Here is a 21,914-nt window from a genome sequence, read left to right as displayed (position 1 = left end):
CGGACGGCGCCGCCGTGAGCGGCCGGCTCAGGAGCTGCTGCTGGCAGCCCAGATGTTGGTGCCGGGCTCCGAAACCGCCAGCTCATCGATCTCGCGCAGCTCCCCCTCGGTGAGCTGCGCCCCGCGCAGCGCTGCGACGTTGGCCTCCAGCTGGGCGACGGAGCTGGCGCCGATGAGCGCTGACGTCATCCTCGGGTCGCGCAGCACCCAGCGGAGCGCCAGCTGGGCCAGGGACTGCCCGCGCCGCTCGGCGATGCCGTTCAGACCGCGCAGCCGCCGTACGACCTCCTCCGTCAGCAGCCCGGGGTCCAGGGACTTCCCCTGGGCCGCCCGGGATCCCTCGGGTATGCCGTCGAGGTACTTGTCGGTGAGCAGCCCCTGGGCGAGCGGCGCGAAGGCTATGCAGCCCATGCCCTCGTCCTCCAGCGCGTCGAGCAGCCCGTCCTCCTCGGTCCAGCGGTTGATCATCGAGTACGAGGGCTGGTGGATGAGCGCCGGCACGCCCATCTCGCGCAGCAGCCGGGCGGCCTCCCGGGTGCGGGCCGAGCTGTAGGAGGAGATGCCCGCGTAGAGCGCCTTGCCCTGGTGTACGGCGGTGGCGAGGGCGCCCATGGTCTCTTCGAGAGGGGTCTCGGGGTCGTAGCGGTGGGAGTAGAAGATGTCGACGTGGTCGAGGCCCATCCGGCTCAGCGACGCGTCCAGGGAGGAGAGCAGATATTTGCGCGAGCCCCACTCCCCGTAAGGACCCGGGTGCATCAGGTAGCCCGCCTTGGTGGAAATGACCAGCTCATCGCGGTACGGCCGGAAATCCTGGGCGAAGATACGGCCGAAGTTCAGCTCGGCGGAGCCTGGGGGCGGGCCGTAGTTGTTGGCCAGGTCGAAGTGCGTGATGCCCAGGTCGAAGGCGCGGCGCAGGATCGCCCGCTGGGTGGCCAGTGCGCGGTCGTCGCCGAAGTTGTGCCACAGCCCGAGGGAGACCGCGGGCAGCTTCAGCCCGGAGCGGCCGGTGCGGCGGTACTCCATGGCCTCGTAGCGGGTCGGATCGGCGCGGTGGAGCGTGTCCGACGGGACGGCCGTGGGGACAGGGTCGGGGGATGCGGTGCGGTGTGTGCCGAGCGTCATATGCCATTTCCTATCACCGCGACGTGACCGGCCCCCTCGTACCCGTGACCGGCCCGGTTCGTACGCTCGGGCGAACGGCAGTAAGGTGCTGGGAATCCCGACTCGGCACGGAGAGGCTGGCCGTTCCCATGAAGTTGCGCGACCTGGTGTACAAGCTCTATGCGCGCCGGGTGGAGGACCGTCTCGACCACGCCCAGGTGCCCAAGCACATCGGCGTCATCCTGGACGGCAACCGGCGCTGGGCGCGTGCCGCGGGCAGCACGACCGAGCAGGGACACAAGGCCGGCGCCTCGAAGATCGAGGAGCTGCTCGGCTGGTGCGCCGAGACGGATGTCGAGGTCGTCACCCTCTGGCTGCTCTCGACGGACAATCTGAACCGCCCGGAGAGCGAGCTGCTCCCGCTGGTCGGCATCATCGAGGACACCGTGCGTGACCTTGCCGCAGACGGGCGCTGGCGCGTACACCACGTGGGGCAGCTCGACCTGCTGCCCGCCAGCACCCAGAAGGTACTCAAGGAGGCCGAGCAGCAGGCGGGCGACGTCGACGGGATATTGGTGAACGTCGCCGTCGGCTACGGCGGACGGCAGGAGATCACCGACGCCGTCCGCTCGCTGCTGACGGATCGCGCCTCGCGCGGAATAAGCCTCGACGAGTGTGCGGAGGGCCTCACGGTCGAGGACATTTCGGAGCACCTGTACACCCGCGGGCAGCCCGACCCGGACCTCATCATCCGCACCAGCGGGGAGACCCGGCTGTCGGGCTTCATGCTCTGGCAGAGCGCCCATTCGGAGTACTACTTCTGCGAAGTGCTGTGGCCCGGGTTCCGTAAGGTCGACTTCCTGCGGGCCCTCCGCGATTACGCTGCGCGGCACCGCCGCTACGGGGGCTAGCCCTCCCGCTCCACGCTGCGCGGCGCCGCTTCGCGCTGCGCAGCGCACGGTGGGGAGCCCTCTCGTTCGCGATGCGGACGGGCGTTGCATGCGGGGGCACTCCGGAGGGAATATCCCTCACGACCGTGCCCCTCCCACGGGTCGCGGTCGCCGGGAGGCCCTTTGGACACCACGGATGCCTCCGGGCCGCGCGGAGCAGTCAGGCGCGCGGGTCGGGTGCAGGACGCGGAGGGCCGGAGTCCGGCCCGTGTGGTGCGGGCCATCTCCGGTCTCTTCCCCCGCGACGCCGTCGCTCCCCGACCTCATCCGAGGGGGTTCGTCCCACCGTGGTGATCAGCAAGAAGCGCAGCGAATCCGACCGACGCACGTACGTCATCGACACGAGCGTGCTGCTGGCGGATCCGGCCGCCATGGACCGGTTCGACGAGCACGAGATCGTGCTCCCCGTGGTCGTCGTCACCGAGTTGGAGGCCAAGCGCAACCACCCAGAGCTGGGCTATTTCGCCCGGCAGGCCCTCCGCAGGCTCGACGAGTACCGCATTCGCCACGGCCGGCTCGACGCACCGATCCCGATCGGCGACACGGGCGGCACGCTCCGGGTCGAGCTGAACCACTCGGACCCGGGGGTGCTTCCTGCGGGCTTCCGATTGGGCGACAACGACTCGCGGATCCTCGCCGTGGCCCGGAACCTCCAAGCGGAGGGTTATGACGTCACCGTCGTCTCCAAGGACCTGCCGCTGCGTATCAAGGCGTCGTCGGTCGGGCTGCTGGCCGAGGAGTACCGCGCGGAGCTGGCCATCACCGACTCCGGCTGGACGGGGATGGCCGAACTCACCCTTCCGGGGGAGGACATCGACGAGCTGTTCGCGGCGGAGAGCGTGGCGATGCCGTACGACGCTCCCGAACTGCCCGTGCACACCGGGCTGGTGCTCCAGTCGGAGAAGGGCAAGGCACTCGGCCGGGTCACGCCGGACGGCCGGATCCGGCTGGTGCGCGGCGACCGGGAGGCGTTCGGCATCAAGGGCCGCAGCGCCGAGCAGCGCATCGCGCTGGATCTGCTGCTCGACCCCGAGGTCGGCATCATGTCGATGGGCGGCCGGGCGGGCACCGGCAAGAGCGCGCTGGCGCTGGGCGCCGGTCTGGAGGCGGTGCTGGAGCGCAGGCAGCACAGCAAGGTGATGGTCTTCCGGCCGCTGTACGCCGTCGGGGGGCAGGACCTGGGGTATCTGCCGGGCACCGAGGCGGAGAAGATGAGCCCCTGGGCGCAGGCCGTCTTCGACACGCTCTCGGCGGTCACCAGCCGGGAGGTCATCGAAGAGGTCGTGGCCCGGGGGATGCTGGAGGTCCTGCCGCTCACCCACATCCGTGGGCGCTCGCTGCACGACGCGTTCGTCATCGTCGACGAGGCACAGTCGCTTGAGCGGAACGTGCTGCTGACCGTGCTCTCCCGGATCGGCACCGACTCGCGGGTGGTGCTCACCCACGATGTGGCGCAGCGGGACAACCTCCGGGTGGGGCGGTACGACGGAGTCGTCGCCGTGGTCGAGCGGTTGAAGGGGCATCCGCTCTTCTCGCACATCACCCTGACGCGTTCGGAACGTTCTCCCATTGCCGCACTGGTGACCGAAATGCTGGAGGAGGGCCGGGTTTGACCGGAACATTCCTCCACGTAGTGCTCAACAGAGCCGCATAGCAACTGCGTCGGACCGGGCCCCGTGCGAAAAGGGCACAGCACCTTAGTCGCACGGGGCCCGGTCGCGCGCCTATTTCCGAGATTCCCGTGCCCCAAACGCCGTGTGAGCTTTCCCACTCAACGCAGAATTGCTTCGGCGCGTCCCGTTCCGGCAGGGTGTGGGTCCTGTCAGGCCCCGCATACGGCACACCCGCACCACCAACGGTGCGACACCGCAAAGCAGTACAGAACTGAACAGCAGTAGCGCCGTATGCCGCCCGAAGCACCACGCGGCTCCCCAGTCGGGGAGACCCACCGGGCCCGCGTCTCCCGTGGCCAGTACGAGGGAGGCCAGTGTCGGGGGCACGATTGCGTCCGCGAGGTCACCCCAGCGGGCATGTTGGAAGGAAACCGTGTGACTGCTCGGATTTCGGTCCGGGGATTCGCCGTGGCGTCCGCCACCGCGGTCACCACCGTCGGCGCCGTCGTCGGTGTTGCCGCAGGCGCCGACCAGGGCCAGGCGTCCGGTGACGCCGAGGCCACCGCCGCCGAGGCGACGCTCCTAGAGGACATACCAGCCGGGTCTCAGACCCACGCACAGACGGCCGCCCTCACGCAGCAGGCGGACGCCGCATCGTCCGCAGCCGACGCCGAGGCGAAGAAGTCCGCCGAGGAAGCCGCCCGTAAGCAGGCGGCCAAGGACGCGGCGGCCAAGGCGGAGAAGGCGAAGAAGGAGGCCGCTGCCAAGGCGGCGGCAAAGAAGGCCAAGGAGCGCGAGAAGCTCCAGGCCAGCCGCTCCGCCGACCGTGCGGACGCCGGTGACTTCGCCCAGAAGAGCTCGTACACCACGGCCGAAGTCCAGGCGATGGCGAAGCAGATCGTCGGCTCCGGCCAGTACCAGTGCTTCTCCAATATCGTCGACCACGAGTCGAGCTGGAACTACAGGGCGAGCAACGCCTCCTCTGGTGCCTACGGCCTGGTCCAGGCGCTGCCCGGCTCCAAGATGGCCTCGGCCGGTGCCGACTGGCGGACGAATCCGGCCACCCAGATCAAGTGGGGCCTCAACTACATGAACGACCGGTACGGAAGCCCCTGTGGCGCATGGGACTTCTGGCAGGCCAACAACTGGTACTGAGCCGGACCGGCCCACCGCGACTTCCCGGACCCTGAAGGGCCCGGACGGGATGCCCCCTCGTGGCGATCTGTGAGGATCAGCCCAGGGGGCATCCCTTATGTCCGGACACGGGCACCCGAACGCGGTGCGGCGTGATACCCGATGTCTCCGCACGGAGCCCGTCCGCGAGGCTTCCCGGTTCGGGAAGCAACCATCGGCCCGGGTAACGTCGTCCCTCACACGGCGAAGCCACTGGCCCGGGGGCGGAGGAAGCGGAATGACGAGCAGCATGGACAGGCTCAGAGCGGCTGCGGGCCGCTGGGCCGCGAAGGCCGCCGAGCGGCGTGCCGAAGCGGAACGCAGCTCCGATGCCGCCCGCCGCAGGGACGACGGCGTCGATCCCGAACTCTCCAACAACGAGGCAGGCCGTGCGCAGGCCGAGGCCGAGGCGCAGGCGGGCGGTGCCGGGGGCGAGAGCGGCTATGTGCCGCCGCCCCCGCAGTACGCGCCCGCCATAGCGGCCAAACCGGAGCCGTCCGCCGCCGTGCCGTGGGGGATGCGGGTCGCCGCCGAGGCCGGCTGGCGGCTGCTGGTGCTCGCCGGCGTCATCTGGGTGCTGATGAAGGTCGTCAGCACGGTAAGCCTGCTGATCATCGCCTTCTCCGCCGGTCTGCTGATCACCGCGCTGCTCCAGCCCACCGTCGCCCGGCTGCGCCGGATCGGGCTGGGGCGCGGGCTGGCCACCGCCATCACCTTCATCGGCGGCTTCGTCATCATGGGCCTGGTCGGCTGGTTCGTGGTGTGGCAGGTGATGGAGAACCTGGACACCCTCACCGCCAAGGTGCAGGACGGTATCCAGGAGTTGAAGAACTGGGCGCTGAACGGCCCGTTCCATGTCTCCGAGGACCAGATCAACGACATCGCCCAGAACCTCAGCGACTGGATCGGCGACAACAGCAAGGAACTGACCTCGGCGGGCATCGAGGGCGTCACCGTCATCCTCGAGTTCCTCTCGGGCGCGCTGCTGACGATGTTCTGCACCCTCTTCCTGCTCTACGACGGCCGCCGCATCTGGGAGTGGACGCTCAAGTTCGTCCCCTCGGCGGCGCGGGAGGGCGTCGCCGGCGCGGGCCCGCGGGCCTGGGCGACGCTGACCGGCTATGTACGCGGCACGGTGATAGTCGCGCTGATCGACGCGGTCTTCATCGGCGTCGGGCTGTACGTCCTCAAGGTCCCGATGGCCGTGCCGCTCGCCGTTTTCATCTTCCTGTTCGCCTTCATCCCGATCGTCGGTGCCGTGATCTCCGGCGCGCTCGCCGTCGTCGTCGCTCTGGTGACAGACGGCATCTTCACGGCGCTGCTCGCGCTGGCCGTCGTACTGGCCGTCCAGCAGATCGAGAGCCACATCCTCCAGCCGTTCATCCTCGGCCGCCTGGTGCGCGTCCATCCGCTCGCCGTCGTCCTCGGTGTGACGGGCGGCAGCCTGATCGCGGGCATCCCCGGCGCGGTGGTGTCGGTACCCCTGGTCGCCGTCACCAACACGGTCGTCGGCTACCTGCGCGGCTACTCCCAGGAACAGACCCTCCGCAGGCTCCGGGAGGCCGCCCCGCAGCAGGCGGGTGCCCCTGCGGAGGGCCCCGCGCCCGGCCCGGACCAACCGCAGCTCCCCGAAGGCAACGGCAACCAGTCATAGCCTGAGCCCTCTCGGCCACCGCGCGGCTCTCTCAGTAGGGGGCCTCCCGCTGGTCCATGAACCGTCTCAGCTGCTCCGTGTCGGTCTTCGTCCAGCCCTCGGCGGGGGCGACGGCTGCCCAGCCCTCCACGGAGCCGTTGCCGTAGCGGTGGCCGTGCGGGGCGCCGACGCCGTAGGAGACGGCCATGTCCACGGTCGTCTGCCAGAAGGTGACCAGCGGGAACCAGTTGACCTCGTCGGTGATGTCAGGCCCCAGCGGCTCGCGCAGCCAGCGGGGCGGGTCGAGGGCGAGATCCGGTGACCACCACACGATGGCGTCCGAGGCGTTCTGGAGATAGACGACGCGCGGCGCCTGCCATGCGGACGCCGGGCCCGGCCGGGCCAGGTCCTTCTTCGGCCACTGGGCGAAGCGGAAGTGGCGCCCCTTGTCGTACTCGGGCCGCCAGACCGGGCTGCCCGGGTCGCGGTGCGCGGTCAGCTGCCGGCGGATGGGGGAGAAGTTGGGCGACCCGGCCAGCAGTGCGCCGTCCACCTTGGCCAGCATGTCGTCGGGGCCGTCGAAGGAGGCTTCGATCCCGTAGGCGCCGAGGGACTCGCCGAAGACGACGAGTTTGGGCCGCTCGGCGGCCGGTATCCGAAGCCAGCGGGCACGTACCGCCTCGACCAGTGCCCGGGTGGCGCGGCCCGCCTGCTCCTTGTCCACCATGAACGAGGCCCAGCTGGGCAGGTAGGAGTACTGCACGGCGACGATCGCGGTGTTCCCGCCGTGGATGTACTCCAGCGGTTCGGCGTCCGTGGAGTTGACCCAGCCCCGCCCTGTGGTGCCCGCGATGGCCAGTACGTCCCGGTCGAACGCGCCGGTACGCTCCAGCTCCCGTACCGCCAGCTCGGCGCGGGTGGTGAAGGTGGGTGCCGACTCCTGGCCGATGTAGACCCGGATCGGCTGCACGGCACGCTTGGCGGTGACGATGCTGATCTGGCGGGGCGTGAGGGACGAGCCGGTGAAGTTCCGCCCCTCGTAGCCCAGCTCGTCCCAGCGCACCAGCGAGGCGGAGCTGCCCGAGACGAGCGGTGAGGCGGGCCGGAGAATGCCTTCCTTGGTGCTCTGGTCGGTCTTCTCCGCCAGCCGTGCGGCGACGTCGATGATGCCGCGGTCGAAGACGACGTCGCGAGTGCCGAAGACCACGACGGTGGCGCTCACCAGCAGTCCTACGCCGATGGCCAGCGGACGCGGCACGAAGCGGCCCAGCAGCCGGATGAGGGCGCGGGTGCCGAGCCGCACGGCGCGGCCGATCGCCACCAGCGCGGAACAGATCGCCATGGCCAGCAGGGCGATCATCATCGAGTGCCAGGTGAGGGTTTCCGGCATCTCCTGGAGCCGGCGCAACTCCCGCTGTGCGTCGGCGCTCCAGGAGAGTGCGGCAATGGTGAGCACGGTGCTGAGCGCGTAGTACGCCAGCCAGGCGTACGCCCGCCAGCGCGGTCCCGGCCGTCCCGGCAGCCGGCGGAGGACATGGCGGCGGCCGGGGGTGCCCCCTGGACGAAGTCCTTGGGGGAGCCGCAGCCGCCCGAGCGCGAGCCGGGTCAGCCATTCGGCGAGCCCGCCTATCGCGTACCCGATGGCGGCCGTTATCCCGCCGATCACCCCTTGCAGCAGCCAGGGCCGGGGTACGAGCGAGGGCGTCAGTGAGAGCCAGAAGAACAGCGTCGCGCAGCACATCGCCGTCAGCCCGGGCCAGCGGCGTATGACGTAGGCGGAGTTGGGCGCCTCCCAGTACGGGTGCCGGACGAAGCGTCGTACGAGGCCGAGCGCCCAATGGAGTGCGCGGCGCAGCAGCAGCGTGCTGCTCGGCGGCCGGGCGGGGGCTGGTGGCTGGATACGGCGCGGCGGTTCGGCGGGATGCGGCAGCTCGGCGGGGCGGGAGCGCTCGGCGGGGTGGGACGGGGCGGTAGCGGGGAGCGGCTCGATGTCGTCGAGCGGCTCCGCAAGCGGTTCTGTTGCGAGCCGGTCGTCCGCTGCCTGTCCCATCGCCCACTTTCCCGCTCGATGTCCGCACACGACGCCGACCGTCCGCTTCGACGGCCCCGTTGGCTGACGCAGCCAGTGGCGAGGGGGTTGCTCGCTGCATCGGCGGCCTGCGCGACAACGACATCAACTGCCCCAAGGAGACCCACGAGCGACTCCGGGGCAGCGATGTGTCCGGGTTCGGATACATGTTCGTGAAAGCTTGACGGAAGCGCCGCGCGAGCCCGATTTCCTTTGCTAACTTTGCCGATTCGAAAGGGCTGACAAGCCGAGGAAACGGGGCGCGGGCATGACGAACGGGGCGGTGTCCGAGAGCTGGCAGCGGCTGCTCGACGAAGCCAACGGCGCAGGCGCGAGAATGAACCTGGCGAGTGCGAACGGAAAAGACGGCGGAAGCGACAACGGCGGGGGCGAGGGCGGCGGCGAGCCGGACCTGAAGAACGCCAAGAACCCCTGGACCACTGCGTCGGGTTCCCTGGAGTCCCTGCGGAACAACGTCTCCCGCGCGCTGGGCGAGATGCGTACGGGACAAAAGGGCGCCGGTCGCTTCGACGACGGCGTCGACGGTCTGGAGAGCTCCGCCATGCAGGAGCGGGTCTTCGAATCGTGGCTGGCCCGGCTCACCCTCGTACGCGACGAGTGCGACGAGGTCTCGGGCAAGCTGGAGAAGGCGGGCACGACCCTGTCCGGCAAGGACGAGGAGATCAAGGACCAGTTCGGGAAGTACGAGGCCAAGCCCAAGCCGCCGCCCGGCGGGCCCGGCGGGAGCTGGTGACCCGGCCATGCTGACCTACAAGCAGCTCAAGGACCTCAAGCCGGAGCAGTTCGAGCAGGCGGCAGACGGCTGGCACAAGGCGAGCAGCTGCGCGGAGGAGGCCAAGGATCGGCTCAACGACGCCGTCAATCCCAAGCTGCGCGCGGGGCTGAAGGGTCAGGGCGCGACGGCGGCCTCCACGCGGCTGAAGCAGCTCGCCGAGAGCTTCCACTATGCCCAAGTACAGTGCGGGCTGGTGCGTACGGCGCTCAACGGGCTCGCCGGTGAACTGCGCGCCGCCAAGCGGAAGCTGACGGAGGCGGTCGCGGACGCCGAGGCGGCGGGGATGTCGGTCGGCGGCGACGGCTCGGTCCACTACACCATCAAGGACCAGGGCCCGCTGCTGCCCGGCGGCGGAAGAGTGATGCCGGGGGAGACCACCGTCCCCTTCACCCCCGGGCTGCTCAGCCCCGAGCAGAGTAAGGCGTACGGCTTCGCCGAGCGCATCGAGGACGCTCTGCGGGAGGCGGGGCGGGTCGATCACGAGTACGCGCAGACGCTCCGCCGGCTGATCACCACCGCCACCCTGAAGGTGACCGCGGGCGACTGGGCCGACTCGCGCAAGGACCGCTCGGCCGTGGGCAAGGCCGCCGACGACTACTTGGACCCGGTGCCCAAGGACCGCACCCCGCAGCAGAACGCGGCCTGGTGGAAGTCGCTGAGCGACCAGGAGCGGGCCGACTACACCTCGCTGTACCCCGCCAGTGTGGGCAAGCTCGACGGCATACCGACCGAGGCCCGCGACGAGGCGAACCGCGCGGTCTTCAACGAGAAGCGCGCCCAGTACCAGATGGAGCTGGACAACTACCCGCCCGAGCCGAAGGTCCGCTACATCACGGCAGGCAAGGCCGGTTCGATCCCGGACTCCGACGACAAGGCGAAGTGGCAGAAGTGGCACGATCGCCAGGAGCACCTGAAGAGCGTGCTCAACGGGATGAAACGGATCCAGACGCGCTTCGACGACACCGGGACCGCAGGCTTCGACAACTACGGGCCCAACAAGGACAACCCCGGTCAGAAGGGTCTCCCGCCCGCCTATCTGCTGGGCTTCGACCCGGACAACAACGGCCGCGCGATCATCGCCAACGGCAACCCGGACACGGCCGACCACACCGCCGTGATGGTGCCGGGGATGAACACCACGCTGGGCGGCATCAACAAGTCGCAGATCGCCTCGGACAACCTGTGGCAGGCCACCTCGGCCCAGCCGGGCAACCCGAAGGTGTCCACGATCAACTGGTTCGGCTACGACTCGCCGTCCGGCATGATCAATGCCTCGAGGGACGACGCGGCGGAGCGCGGCGCCCCGGACCTGAACCGCTTCCTGGACGGCCTGGAGACCACACAGGGCGGGCCCGGCGCGAGCCACACCACGGTGATCGGGCACAGCTACGGCAGCAACGTCGTCGGCTTCGCCTCCAAGACCGGTGACCTGGGCGCCGACGACATCATCTTCGCCGGCAGCCCCGGCGTGGGCCTGGGCCACGCCGACGAATTGGACGCGCCCAAGGGCCATGTGTGGAACGAGAAGGCGGGCAATGACAACCTCGTTCCCGAACTGGGCCGCTTCACGCACGGTGGAGGCAGCGACGCGGCCGTTCCCAGCGACAAGGACTTCGGGGCGAACCGTATGACGACGCACGACGGCGACCACGGTGGCTACTGGTGGGAGGGCTCGGAGGGGCTCAGGAACCAGGCGTACGTGGTCACGGGCCGCGGCGGGCGGGTCGACCTTGAGGACTGAGATCCTCGGCGCACGCGTGCTGGTGGCGGCGGCCACGGCACTGATTCTGATGACGGGATGCTCGATGTCAGACTCCGACGACCTCGGCTACACGCCTGAAGTCCGGGAGACCCGCCGTTCCCTGGAAGACGCGGGCAAGCTCTCCAGCCAGCTCTACGATCTGATGCGGCTCAAGGGAAAGGTCACCCCGCCGGGGCCGATCCTCGACGTGTGCGGGGACATGGATGCCGACAGGTATTACAAGGTCCGTCACAGCTGGTCGATCTACGGCCGCTCCGACAAGTCGTTGACCAAGGCGTGGGAGCGGCTCAAGGACGCTCTGCCCGGCAACGGTTGGAAGATCACCGGTCGGGGCAGGGAATCGGACGCCTACAAGACTCCCTACCTCCAGGCCGACTCCCGCGAGAAGAAGTTCACCGTACGTATCACCCTGGAACTGGTCCCCGAGGGCCACACCCCCGCCAAGGGCGAGGAATCCGGAATCATGTTCTCCCTCGTCTCCGCCTGCTTCCAGGTACCGGAGGGCAAGACGGTGCACTAGGACTTGTCCGGCCGCGCCCCGAAGGGGCGCGGGGAACTCGCGACAAGCCATGGGGGTACCTCCCTGCTCGAAGAGCTTGGGGGAACACCCGCAGCCTGCGAGCGTCAGGCAGGGGCAGCCCCTACCCGGAACAGCGGAAGGGCCGCGCCAAGACCCGCCGAACAAGCCCCAGCAGCCTTCTTCGGCCAGCTATACACATGGTGTATACACCTCGTGTATTGTTCCGCGGTATGTCGATCAGTCACACCTTGCTCGGTCTCCTGGAGAGCGGGCCCCGCCACGGGTACGACCTGAAACGGACCTTCGACGAGAAGTTCGGGCAGGACAGGCCGCTGCACTACGGGCAGGTCTACTCGACCATGTCGCGGCTGCTGAAGAACGGGCTCGTCGAGGTCGAAGGGATTGAGCCGGGGGAGGGGCCTGAGCGTAAGCGGTACGCGATCACCGATGCCGGAATCACCGATGTGGCGACCTGGCTGACCACGCCGGAGAAGCCGGAGCCCTATCTGCACAGCACGCTCTACACCAAGCTGGTGCTCGCCCTGCTGACCGGGCGGGACGGTGCGGCGCTGCTGGACGTCCAGCGCTCGGAACACCTGCGGCTGATGCGCGAACTGACTCGCCGCAAGGCCGGCGGCGACCTCGCGGACCAGCTCATCTGCGACCACGCCCTCTTCCATCTGGAGGCGGATCTGCGGTGGCTGGAGACGGCTGCCGCCCGGCTCGACAAGCTGGCCTCGGAGGTGGGCGCATGACCTCCGCCCCTTCTCCGGCCGCATCGCCCGCTGCCGCCGGGCAGACCGGCCCCGAACCGGACGGCCCTCTGCTGACCGCCGCCGGGCTGCGCAAGACCTACGGCGGGACGACCGCGCTCGACGGGGCGGACTTCTCGGTCCGCGCCGGGGAAATCGTCGCGGTGATGGGCCCCTCCGGCTCCGGCAAGTCCACGCTGTTGCACTGCCTGGCCGGAATCGTGCCGCCCGACGAGGGGCGGGTCACCTACGCGGGCGGGGAGCTGTCCGCCCTCCCGGACGCGGAACGCAGCGCCCTGCGCCGCGGCGATTTCGGGTTCGTCTTCCAGTTCGGTCAGTTGGTGCCGGAGCTGACCTGTCTGGAGAACGCGGCACTGCCGCTGCGCCTGGCGGGTGCGGGCCGCAAGCAGGCGGAGAGGCGTGCCGCCGAGTGGCTGGCGCGGCTGGAGGTCGACGACATAGGGCACCACCGGCCCGGTCAGATCTCCGGCGGACAGGGTCAGCGGGTCGCCGTGGCCCGCGCGCTGACCGCCGCACCCCGGGTGATCTTCGCCGACGAGCCGACGGGCGCTCTCGACTCCCTCAACGGCGAGCGGGTGATGGAGCTGCTGACCGAAGCGGCACGCGACACCCGCGCTGCGGTGGTGCTGGTCACCCACGAGCCGCGGGTGGCCGCCTACTCGGACCGCGAGATCGTCGTCCGCGACGGCCGCGCACGGGACATGAGCGCACCGGCGGGCGCCCGATGACCGGGCGGCGCGCCGACCGGGTACTCGCCTGGTGCCGGGACCTGGCGATGGGCGCCCGGCTCGCCGCCGCGGGTGGCCGGGAGGGCTGGACGCGTACGCTGCTGATCGCCATCGGCGTCGGCCTCGGGGTGGCCGTGCTGCTGCTGGCGGCGTCCATCCCGAGCATGATCGGCGGGCACGACGCCCGCGCGGCCAACCGGGGACAGGGCGGCCTCGCGGTGATGGCCGAGGATTCCCCTCCGCCCAGCGACCGAACAGTGCTGCTCGGGGGCGCCCAGACGAGCTATCACGGCAAGGACGTGTATGGCCGTACGCTCCAGGCGGAGGGGGACCGCCCGGTCAGACCGGCGGGTGTCGCGCAACTCCCCGAGCCCGGTGAGCTGCTGGTCTCCCCGGAGCTGAAGAAGCTGCTGGACTCGGCCGAGGGCAAGGAGCTGCGCAAGCGGCTCGACGGTCGCATCGTCGGCACCATCGGGGACGACGGGCTGGTGGCCCCGGACGAACTCGCCTTCTATCAGGGTTCGGAGGGGCTCTCCGTCGCCGACGGTGCACAGCGCTACGCCCACTTCGGCGCCGACGCGGAGGAGGAGTCGCTGGGGCCGGTGCTGCTGCTCCTGGTGGTGGTGGCCTGCGCGTTGCTGATCATGCCGATCGCAGTATTCGCGGCCACGGCCACCCGTTTCGGAGGCGAGCAGCGGGACCGGCGGCTGGCCGCGCTGCGGCTGATCGGGGCCGACGCGGCGATGGCGCGCCGGATGGCCGCGGGGGAATCGCTGATGGGCGCGGTGCTCGGAGTGGCGCTGGGCGCGGGGCTGTTCGGGCTGGGGCGGGAGGTACTGGGCGAGGTCTCCGTGTACCGGTCGACCGTCTTCCCGGAAGACGTCACACCCAGCCCCCTCATCGGTGCGCTGATCGTGCTCGGGGTGCCCGCCGCATCGGTCGCCTTCTGCCTGGCGAGCATGCGGGGGCTGATCATCGAGCCGCTGGGCGTCGTACGGCAGGCCCTGCCGCGTCCCCGCCGTCTGTGGTGGCGAGTGGCCCCTCCTGCGCTGGGTCTGCTGCTGCTCGTCCCGATGGCCGGTGCCGTTTCGGGGGAGGAGCCCCACGTCAACGAGGTCCAAGTGGTCGCGGGCGTGGTTCTGCTGCTGAGCGGGGTGACGCTCCTGCTGCCCTGGCTCGTGGAGCGGACCGTGGCGCGGCTGCGCGGTGGTTCCGTCTCCTGGCAGCTCGCTGTCCGGCGGCTCCAGCTCAGCAGCGGTACGGTCACGCGCTCGGTGAGCGGGATCACCATCGCGGTGGCCGGAGCCATCGCCCTGCAGATGCTCTTCGCCGGGGTTGCGGCCGAGGAGACCACTTCGCCCCGGCACGACCCGAACCGGACCCGGGCCCACGTCTCGGGACAGGTCCGCACCCCTGAGCAGGCCCAGGCGCTCACCCGGAAGCTCGACCGGACCAAGGGCGTGCGGTCGTCGACCGGCTACCTGGAGTCGGACGCATACCTCAAGGGGACCGGGGGCGAGGTGGGCACCCCCGTGGTCGTCGGCGGCTGCGCCGTGCTGCGCGAGTTGGCCTCGCTCCGTTCCTGCCGTGAGGGGCAGGTGTTCCTGGTGCCGAGCAACGGAAGCGACGAGTACGAGAAGACACCCGAGCCCGGCGGCGCGCTCGACCTCGACCTGGATTGGGAGTCCCAGGCCAATACGTGGACCGTCCCCGACTCGGCCAAGGTGGTCCGGGGCAAGAAGTTCGCCGGTGGACGGACCGTCGCCGGAGTGCTGGCCACTCCCTCGTCCATCCCCCTTTCCCGGCTGGAGGGTCCCGGCTACTCGGGCTGGACCGCGCTCGACCCTGCCGACCCCGCGGCGCTCGAACATGTACGCACCACGGCGTTCCACGCCGATCCGTCCCTCTCGGTCTCGGGTACGGACCCGAAGCAGCCCTCCGGGGAGTCCGCCGGTGTGCGGCGCGCCATCTTCGCGGCCTCGGCTGCGGTGCTGCTGCTGATCGGGGTCGGCATGCTCATCTCCATGCTGGAGCAACTACGGGAGAGCAGGCGGCAGTTGGCGGTGCTGGTGGCGTTCGGTACGCCGCGGACGACGCTGGGGGCCTCGGTGCTGTGGCAGTCGGCCGTGCCCGTGTCGTTGGGGCTTGCGCTGGCCTCCGTCTTCGGAGTGGGGCTGGGCTGGGCGCTGCTGCGGCTGTTGGGCAGCCCCGTCGAGGACTGGACGGTCTTCCTGCCGACGGCCGGAGTGGGCGCCGGACTGATCGCGGTGGTGACGCTGTTGAGCCTGCCGCCGCTGTGGCGTCTGATGCGGCCGGAGGGGCTGCGTACGGAATAACTGCGCCACCCGCTGGCGGGACCCGCACTCAGGGCGTTAAAGTGCTATCACATTGATAGAGGCGGGCCCCCCGCGAGCGGGGGCCCGCCTGACCGTACGACCGAACGGGGGGATCGCGATGAGCCTTGACCAGCCGACCGACGCACCTGAAATGCCCACGCCGGAAGTGAAGGAGACCGCAGCGCACAGCATTCCGGGCGGGCTCGCCCTGCTGCTGGGGCTGATCGGCTTCCTGCTCGGTGTCGGCGCCGTGATCGTGGGCGGCGGCCTCGCCTCGGACGGCAGCGGAGCCGGCGGCGGTGTGCTGATCGTCCTCGGCATCGTGCTGGTGATCGCCTCCGTCTTCGGCATGGCGGGGCTGAACATGGTGGCGCCGGGGGAGGCCCGCGTCGTCCAGCTCTTCGGCCGCTACACCGGCACCATCCGTGCGGACGGCCTGCGCTGGGTCAACCCGCTGACCAGCCGCACCAAGATCTCCACCCGGGTCCGCAACCACGAGACGGCGGTCCTCAAGGTCAACGACGCCTACGGCAACCCGATCGAGCTCGCCGCGGTCGTCGTCTGGCAGGTGCAGGACACCGCCCAGGCCACGTTCTCGGTCGACGACTATGTGGAGTTCGTCTCCACCCAGACCGAGGCCGCGGTCCGCCACATCGCGATCGAGTACCCGTACGACGCACACGACGAGTCGAGCCTCTCGCTGCGCGGCAACGCCGAGGAGATCACGGAGAAGCTGGCCGCTGAGCTGACGGCCCGGGTGCGCGCCGCCGGGGTGTCGGTGGTCGAGTCCCGCTTCACCCACCTCGCCTACGCGCCCGAGATCGCCTCCGCCATGCTCCAGCGGCAGCAGGCGGGCGCCGTCGTCGCGGCCCGCAAGCAGATCGTGGAGGGCGCCTGCGGCATGGTCGAGGACGCGCTGGCCCGGATCACCGCGCAGGACTTCGTGGAGCTGGACGAGGAGCGCAGGGCCAGCATGGTCAGCAATCTGCTGGTGGTGCTCTGCGGCGACCGCTCACCGCAGCCCGTGCTGAACACGGGGTCGCTCTACCAGTGACGGCCGACGGCGAGGGCAGGGGCAAGGACAAGCCGCAGCAGCGCAAGCAGGTGCTGCTGCGGCTCGACCCTGCCATGCACGACGCGCTCGCCCGCTGGGCGGCCGACGAACTGCGATCCACCAACGCGCAGATCGACTATCTGCTGCGGCAGGCCCTCAAGCAGGCGGGCCGCCTCCCCAGGGAGACCCGCCCGCATCCGCGCAGAGGCCGCCCACCCCGCGAGGACTGAGGGCCGCCGGCCCCACCGGCGCGAAGGCCCGAGCCGCCCCGGTGCCGAGTGACCGACCTGCAAGACGGGCCGCACGAAGTCCTCGGGGGAGGCAACATCGCCCGCTCCTACGGCAGTACGGGCCGTACGGGCAGCGACCGCATCGCGGCCCGCAGCGCGTCGCCGAAGGCACGGAACTCCTCCTCGCGCGCGGCGCCCTCCCGCATCGCCAGCGCGATCCGCCGGGACGGCGCGGGATCGGCGAAGTGTGCCGTACGCAGGGACTCGTTGCGCCCTGCCTCCACCCGCACCGCCGTACGCGGCAGCAGCGTCACCCCATGCCTCCGGCCACCAGCTGCACCAACGTCGAGAGGCCCGCGGCGCTGGTCGTCACACTGGCCGATTCGGTACGGCCTGCCTCGCGGCAGATGTCGAGCGCCTGGTCGCGCAGGCAGTGGCCCTCGTCCAGCAGCAGCAGATCCAGTTCGCGCAGCATGGAGCGCGGCAGGTCCGAGCGCCCGGCGGCCGGGTGACCATCCGGGGTGACCAGCACGAAGTCCTCGTCAAACAGCGGCACCTCACGCACCCAGGAAGCGCCGAGGGGTACCGCGCACAGCAGCAGATCCAGCCGCCCCTGCCCCAGCCCCTCCAGCAGCGAGGCGGTCTGTTCCTCGTGCACCTGGAGATCCAGCTCCGGGTAGCGCCGGTGGACGAGACCGAGCACGGTGGGCAGCAGATACGGCGCCACCGTAGGGATCACCCCCAGCCGCAGCACCCCGGTGAACGGCGCCTGCGCCGCCTCCGCCTCCTCCATCAGCTCGCCCACGGCGTGCAGTACGGCCCTTGTGCGGGCGGCCATACGTTCACCGGCGGGGGAGAGGAGCACCTTTCGGGTGGTTCTCTCCAGCAGCTGCACCCCCAGCGTCTCCTCCAGAGCCGCGACCGCGCCGGACAGCGCGGGCTGGCTCATGCCGAGCGCCGCGGCGGCCTCCCGGAAGTGCAGATGCTCGGCGACGGCGGCGAAGGCGCGCAGCTGCGACAGGCTGGGCCGGCGGGTACGCGCTGCCCGCGTCGGCTGTGCGGGGACAGTGGTGGCGGTCACTGATAACTCACTCCAATCAACCCCACCAACTGTAGCTATTGACACGATCAAGCTCCGCGAGGCGGTGGCGGCGCGTGTGTGGCGCGGAGTCGTCCGGCCCGGCGGTGGCTCTTCGCAGGTCAGGTGAGGAATCAGGCGTCAGCGGGCTGGGTTGGGCGTCAACTACCACTGCCGCCTGATAGGTGAATCCCCGTCATATAACGCGTAAAGAATCTCTCAAGTGTTAATAAGTGCCATTGTCGTACAGAACCGGACGAACTCGACATGTACGAGGAGGAGTCAACAATGAAGACATGCGCACGCGCCGCGGTCGTGGTTGGTCTCACTGTCGCTCTCGGTGGTCTCTCCGCGCCGGCTGTCCTGGCTGACAGCGGCGTCAACCTCGGAGCGTCCATCAACTACCAGAACTTCCGCGAAAGCGGTCCTGGGGACCTCGGCTACACCAACGTAGAGGACTCCATCGGCGTGCGGACGTCGCAGCTGGACAAGTCCGTCGAGGCAGGTGACATCGTCACGAAGCTGCTCGGCAGGTTCGGCAAGACCACGGTCACCCCTGAAGTCGAGGGTGACGAGCAGGACCAGGGAGAGAAGTAAGAGCTGACCCCGCAGGTGGCCCGGACCGTTCGTCGGTCCGGGCCCCGCGCCTGTCCGGCTCTCGGGTCGTCGGCTGATAACTTCGACCGATCAAACGACTCGCTGGGGGCTATTTCCGCGATCAATGTCGCATGTGGTTAGGTGGTGGTGACCAACCTCCAGGAATGCATGCAATACGGGCATCCTGGCCGCAAATGCAAGGAGTGTGTACGTGCTCACCGTCGGTGACAAGTTCCCTGAGTTCGAGCTGACCGCCTGCGTCTCTCTGGAGAAGGGCAAGGAGTTCGAGGCGATCAACCACAAGACCTACGAGGGCAAGTGGAAGGTCGTCTTTGCTTGGCCCAAGGACTTCACCTTCGTCTGTCCGACGGAGATCTCCGCATTCGGCAAGCTGAACGAGGAGTTCGCCGACCGCGACGCGCAGATCCTCGGTTTCTCCGGTGACTCGGAGTTCGTGCACCACGCCTGGCGCAAGGACCACCCGGACCTGACCGATCTGCCCTTCCCGATGATGGCCGACTCCAAGCACGAGCTGATGCGCGCGCTCGGCATCGAGGGCGAGGACGGCTTCGCGCAGCGTGCCGTCTTCATCGTGGACCAGAACAACGAGATCCAGTTCACGATGGTGACCGCCGGCTCCGTCGGCCGTAACCCCAAGGAGGTCCTGCGGGTCCTCGACGCGCTGCAGACCGACGAGCTGTGCCCCTGCAACTGGACCCAGGGCGAGGAGACCCTCGACCCGGTCAAGCTGCTGGCTGGTGAGTGAGCAGCATGGCTCTCGATGACCTGAAGTCGGCCCTTCCGGACTACGCGAAGGACCTCAAGCTGAACCTCGGCTCCGTCATAGGCAATTCGGACCTGCCCAAGCAGCAGCTCTGGGGCACGGTTCTGGCATGCGCGATCGCGTCCCGCTCCGGGATCGTGCTGCGCGCGCTGGAGCCCGAGGCCAGGGCGAACCTGAGCGACCAGGCGTACACCGCCGCGAAGTCGGCTGCCGCCGTCATGGCGATGAACAACGTCTTCTACCGCACCCGGCACCTGCTGTCGGACCCGGAGTACGGCACGCTGCGTGCCGGGCTGCGGATGAACGTCATCGGCAACCCCGGTGTCGAGAAGACGGACTTCGAGCTGTGGTCGCTCGCCGTCTCCGCGATCAACGGCTGCGGGCAGTGCCTGGACTCCCATGAGCAGGTGCTGCGCAAGGCGGGTGTCGACCGCGAGACGATTCAGGAAGCGTTCAAGATTGCCGCCGTCGTCCAGGCGGTCGCCACCACCCTCGACGCCGAGCAGCAGCTCACCGTCTGACCGTCACACGCGGCTCCGCCGCGCGCCGCGCCTGCGCCGAGCTGCCCTGCGCGGCGCGGCGCGGTCACATTTCTGGTTCGGGCTCCGGGACCGGGAGTTCGAACCAGACGACCTTGCCGGTGGAGAGCCGGGTGGCTCCCCACCGCCGGGCCAGGCGGTTGACCAGATACAGCCCGCGCCCACCCTCGTCGGTGGCGCGGGCTTGCCGCAACCGGGGCAGCTGCGGCACGTCGTCGCCCACCTCGCAGCGCAGCATGTCGGTGCGCAGCAGCCGCAAGGTGATGGGGCGTTCGGCGTACCGCACGGCGTTGGTGACGATCTCGCTCACCAGGAGTTCGACCGCGTCGGACAGCTCGTCCAGACCCCAGCGGGTCAACGCTCTTCGGGCCAGCCGACGGGCTTGCCGCGCGGTCTGGGCGCGCGGGTCCAGGAACCAGTACGCCACATCGCTGGGCGCGATCCCGTCGAACCGGGCGGCCAGCAAGGCGATGTCGTCGTCCCGGTCGCCGGGTCCGAGAATGTCCAGCACCTCGTCGCACAGCGGCTCCAGCGGGGCCGAGGCGCCGGGCCGGGTGAGCCGCGCGGTGGCGGCCAGCTTCTCGCGTAGGTGCTCGATGCCGGTCCATACGTCACGCTGCCGCGACTCGACCAGCCCGTCGGTGTACAGCAGCAGTGTGGCGCCCGCGGGTGCGTCCAGTTCGACGGCCTCGAAGTCGACGCCGCCCACCCCGATCGGCGCACCGGCCGGTATCCGCAGCACCTCGGCCCGCCCGCTGCGGTGCAGCATGACCGGTGGCGGATGGCCCGCGTTGGCGACGACGATGCGGTGCGCCACCGGGTCGTAGACGGCGTACAGGCAGGTGGCCATGCGGTCGCTGCCGAGGCGCTGTGCCTGCTCGTCCAGGTGGTGCAGCACCTCCTGGGGCGGCAGGTCGAGCCCCGCCAGCGTCTGTGCCGTCGTCCGCAGCTGACCCATGATCGCGGCGGAGGTCATCGAGTGGCCCATCACGTCGCCGACGACCAGCGCCACCCGTGAGCCGGGCAGCGGGATGGCGTCGTACCAGTCGCCGCCCACCCGTGCCGTCTCGGCGGCCGGCAGATAACGGCTGGCGAGTGTTACGCCGGTGGGCTGCGGGAGTTCGTCGGGCAGCATGGTGCGCTGGAGATCGTCGGCGATGTACGCCTCGCGGCCGTAGAGCACCGCCTTGTCCACGCCGAGCGCCGTATGGGTGGCCAGCTGCGCCGCGATGAGCAGGTCGTCCGGCTCGAAGGCGGGCCGGTCCGGGCGGCGCAGGAAGACCGCGGCGCCGATCACCCGGCGCCGTCCGCGCAGCGGCGCGAGGATGGCGCGGTGCCCGGCAGGCACCTCCCGTTCCGGGCCGAGGAGTTCGGGCAGCGCGGCGCTGGCCGCGGGGGAGTCCGCGAAGACCGGCCGCACCCCGCGCAGCACCTCGGCCAGCGGGCCGCCCGGGCGCACCTCGGCGAGCTGGGCCGCGGCCGTGCCCGCCGAGCCGGCCGCCATGCCGGCGGCCATTCCCAGGGAGAGGCCGGCAGCCTCCGCGGCCACGTGTCCCGGGAACCCGACGGTCTCCGCCGGATGCCCGGTGCCGTCCGCCGTCCGGGCGCCGGACACCGCCGCCTGTGCCTGTGCGGCCTGCAACGCCTGTGCGGCCAGCGGGTCCTCGGGGATCCGGTCGCTGCGCCGCAGCCGCAGGACGAAGGGGCCGGTGGGCCGCTCGTCGCCGACCGGCAGCGGGTCGCGCAGATAGACGAGGATCGCGTCCGAGTAGGCGGGCACACTGGCGCGGCACAGACCCAGCACCGTCTCGTCCAGGTCGACACCGCGGGCGATGCGCCGTGTCGCCGCGCCGACGAACCGCAGCCGGTCTCCGCCGCGGCGCTCGCGCTCGGACAGCTCGCTGCCGGCGTCGCCGACGGTGGCCGGTTGGGCGGCGGGCGACCCGGCCGGCTCGGCGACTGAGGCGGGCTCGCCGGGCTGCGGGGGATGCGGTCTCGGCCGCGGTGGGGTGCCGTCGCGGCCGCGCGCGGCCGGCTGTCCCTCGGTACCGCCGGGGCGGGCGTTGGCCGACGGTGTGGGGTGCGTCGGTTCGGTGGTGCTGCTCGCCGCAGGTTTCTCGTGCTCCGTCACGCGTTCGGTTTCCATCCATCCGGGGCTGCGCGTCGGCGCACGCCCTGC

18 protein-coding genes and 1 pseudogene are annotated in these 21,914 nt (G+C 70.2%); 15 read left to right on the top strand and 4 right to left on the bottom strand.

Features of this window, described 5'->3' with window-relative positions:
- Positions 1-27 precede the first annotated feature (27 nt).
- Positions 28-1,122, bottom strand: a complete 1,095-nt coding sequence (gene mgrA / locus ACTWQF_RS03265; protein ID WP_443276850.1) for an L-glyceraldehyde 3-phosphate reductase — start codon at positions 1,120-1,122, stop codon at positions 28-30.
- 128 nt (positions 1,123-1,250) lie between these two features.
- On the opposite strand from mgrA, the gene ACTWQF_RS03260 reads away from it, so the two are divergent.
- The 4 genes from ACTWQF_RS03260 to ACTWQF_RS03245 all read left to right on the top strand — a co-directional run bounded on the left by ACTWQF_RS03260 (position 1,251) and on the right by ACTWQF_RS03245 (position 6,491).
- Positions 1,251-2,012 carry an isoprenyl transferase gene (locus tag ACTWQF_RS03260; RefSeq protein WP_443276848.1) on the top strand — a complete coding sequence of 254 codons (762 nt, stop codon included), beginning with the start codon at positions 1,251-1,253 and terminating at the stop codon, positions 2,010-2,012.
- 326 nt (positions 2,013-2,338) lie between these two features.
- A complete protein-coding gene (locus ACTWQF_RS03255) occupies positions 2,339-3,664 on the top strand; it encodes a PhoH family protein (RefSeq protein WP_209240933.1) in 1,326 nt (441 codons plus the stop codon).
- A gap of 417 nt (positions 3,665-4,081) precedes the next feature.
- On the top strand, positions 4,082-4,819 hold the full coding sequence (locus tag ACTWQF_RS03250) for a transglycosylase SLT domain-containing protein (RefSeq protein ID WP_443276845.1): 738 nt from the start codon (positions 4,082-4,084) through the stop codon (positions 4,817-4,819).
- A gap of 256 nt (positions 4,820-5,075) precedes the next feature.
- Positions 5,076-6,491 (top strand): AI-2E family transporter, encoded by a 1,416-nt coding sequence (locus ACTWQF_RS03245; RefSeq protein ID WP_443276843.1) that lies wholly within the window; start codon positions 5,076-5,078, stop codon positions 6,489-6,491.
- Positions 6,492-6,522: 31 nt separating this feature from the next.
- Here the strand turns inward: ACTWQF_RS03245 and ACTWQF_RS03240 are convergent, their stop codons facing one another.
- Complete coding sequence (locus ACTWQF_RS03240) at positions 6,523-8,520, bottom strand: alpha/beta hydrolase (protein ID WP_443276841.1); 1,998 nt, start codon at positions 8,518-8,520, stop codon at positions 6,523-6,525.
- A 286-nt stretch (positions 8,521-8,806) separates the two neighbouring features.
- On the opposite strand from ACTWQF_RS03240, the gene ACTWQF_RS03235 reads away from it, so the two are divergent.
- The 8 genes from ACTWQF_RS03235 to ACTWQF_RS03200 all read left to right on the top strand — a co-directional run bounded on the left by ACTWQF_RS03235 (position 8,807) and on the right by ACTWQF_RS03200 (position 16,737).
- Positions 8,807-9,292: a hypothetical protein gene (locus ACTWQF_RS03235; protein WP_443276839.1), complete on the top strand. Its 486-nt coding sequence runs from the start codon at positions 8,807-8,809 to the stop codon at positions 9,290-9,292.
- Between the two features lie 7 nt (positions 9,293-9,299).
- Positions 9,300-11,075 carry an alpha/beta hydrolase gene (locus ACTWQF_RS03230; RefSeq protein WP_443276837.1) on the top strand — a complete coding sequence of 592 codons (1,776 nt, stop codon included), beginning with the start codon at positions 9,300-9,302 and terminating at the stop codon, positions 11,073-11,075.
- A 64-nt stretch (positions 11,076-11,139) separates the two neighbouring features.
- Positions 11,140-11,616, top strand: a complete 477-nt coding sequence (locus ACTWQF_RS03225; RefSeq protein WP_443276835.1) for a hypothetical protein — start codon at positions 11,140-11,142, stop codon at positions 11,614-11,616.
- 230 nt (positions 11,617-11,846) lie between these two features.
- A complete protein-coding gene (locus tag ACTWQF_RS03220; protein ID WP_443276833.1) occupies positions 11,847-12,371 on the top strand; it encodes a PadR family transcriptional regulator in 525 nt (174 codons plus the stop codon).
- Positions 12,368-13,117 (top strand): ABC transporter ATP-binding protein, encoded by a 750-nt coding sequence (locus tag ACTWQF_RS03215; protein ID WP_443276831.1) that lies wholly within the window; start codon positions 12,368-12,370, stop codon positions 13,115-13,117. Before ACTWQF_RS03220 ends, ACTWQF_RS03215 begins: the two co-directional genes overlap by 4 nt.
- On the top strand, positions 13,114-15,453 hold the full coding sequence (locus tag ACTWQF_RS03210; protein ID WP_443276829.1) for an FtsX-like permease family protein: 2,340 nt from the start codon (positions 13,114-13,116) through the stop codon (positions 15,451-15,453). The genes ACTWQF_RS03215 and ACTWQF_RS03210 overlap by 4 nt, the downstream gene beginning before the upstream one ends.
- Positions 15,454-15,571: 118 nt before the next feature.
- Entirely contained in the window at positions 15,572-16,507 is a 936-nt protein-coding gene (locus ACTWQF_RS03205; RefSeq protein WP_443276827.1) for an SPFH domain-containing protein, read from the top strand.
- On the top strand, positions 16,504-16,737 hold the full coding sequence (locus ACTWQF_RS03200; RefSeq protein ID WP_443276825.1) for a hypothetical protein: 234 nt from the start codon (positions 16,504-16,506) through the stop codon (positions 16,735-16,737). The genes ACTWQF_RS03205 and ACTWQF_RS03200 overlap by 4 nt, the downstream gene beginning before the upstream one ends.
- A 107-nt stretch (positions 16,738-16,844) precedes the next feature.
- Here the strand turns inward: ACTWQF_RS03200 and ACTWQF_RS03195 are convergent.
- Positions 16,845-17,818: pseudogene (locus ACTWQF_RS03195) on the bottom strand (LysR substrate-binding domain-containing protein).
- Between the two features lie 285 nt (positions 17,819-18,103).
- Between ACTWQF_RS03195 and ACTWQF_RS03190 the strand changes: the two are divergent.
- The 3 genes from ACTWQF_RS03190 to ACTWQF_RS03180 all read left to right on the top strand — a co-directional run bounded on the left by ACTWQF_RS03190 (position 18,104) and on the right by ACTWQF_RS03180 (position 19,717).
- Entirely contained in the window at positions 18,104-18,412 is a 309-nt protein-coding gene (locus ACTWQF_RS03190; protein ID WP_443243970.1) for a hypothetical protein, read from the top strand.
- 211 nt (positions 18,413-18,623) lie between these two features.
- Positions 18,624-19,178: a peroxiredoxin gene (locus ACTWQF_RS03185; protein WP_443243969.1), complete on the top strand. Its 555-nt coding sequence runs from the start codon at positions 18,624-18,626 to the stop codon at positions 19,176-19,178.
- 5 nt (positions 19,179-19,183) lie between these two features.
- Positions 19,184-19,717 (top strand): alkyl hydroperoxide reductase, encoded by a 534-nt coding sequence (locus ACTWQF_RS03180; RefSeq protein WP_443276823.1) that lies wholly within the window; start codon positions 19,184-19,186, stop codon positions 19,715-19,717.
- 64 nt (positions 19,718-19,781) lie between these two features.
- Here ACTWQF_RS03180 and ACTWQF_RS03175 read toward each other — a convergent pair whose 3' ends face one another.
- Positions 19,782-21,881, bottom strand: a complete 2,100-nt coding sequence (locus ACTWQF_RS03175) for a SpoIIE family protein phosphatase (protein WP_443276821.1) — start codon at positions 21,879-21,881, stop codon at positions 19,782-19,784.
- Positions 21,882-21,914 lie beyond the last annotated feature (33 nt).

Source organism: Streptomyces sp. 8N114 (genome assembly GCF_052245835.1).
Lineage (GTDB): Bacteria > Actinomycetota > Actinomycetes > Streptomycetales > Streptomycetaceae > Streptomyces.
Note: the sequence above shows the minus strand (reverse complement) of the source record. Positions and strands in the feature narration are given on the sequence as shown.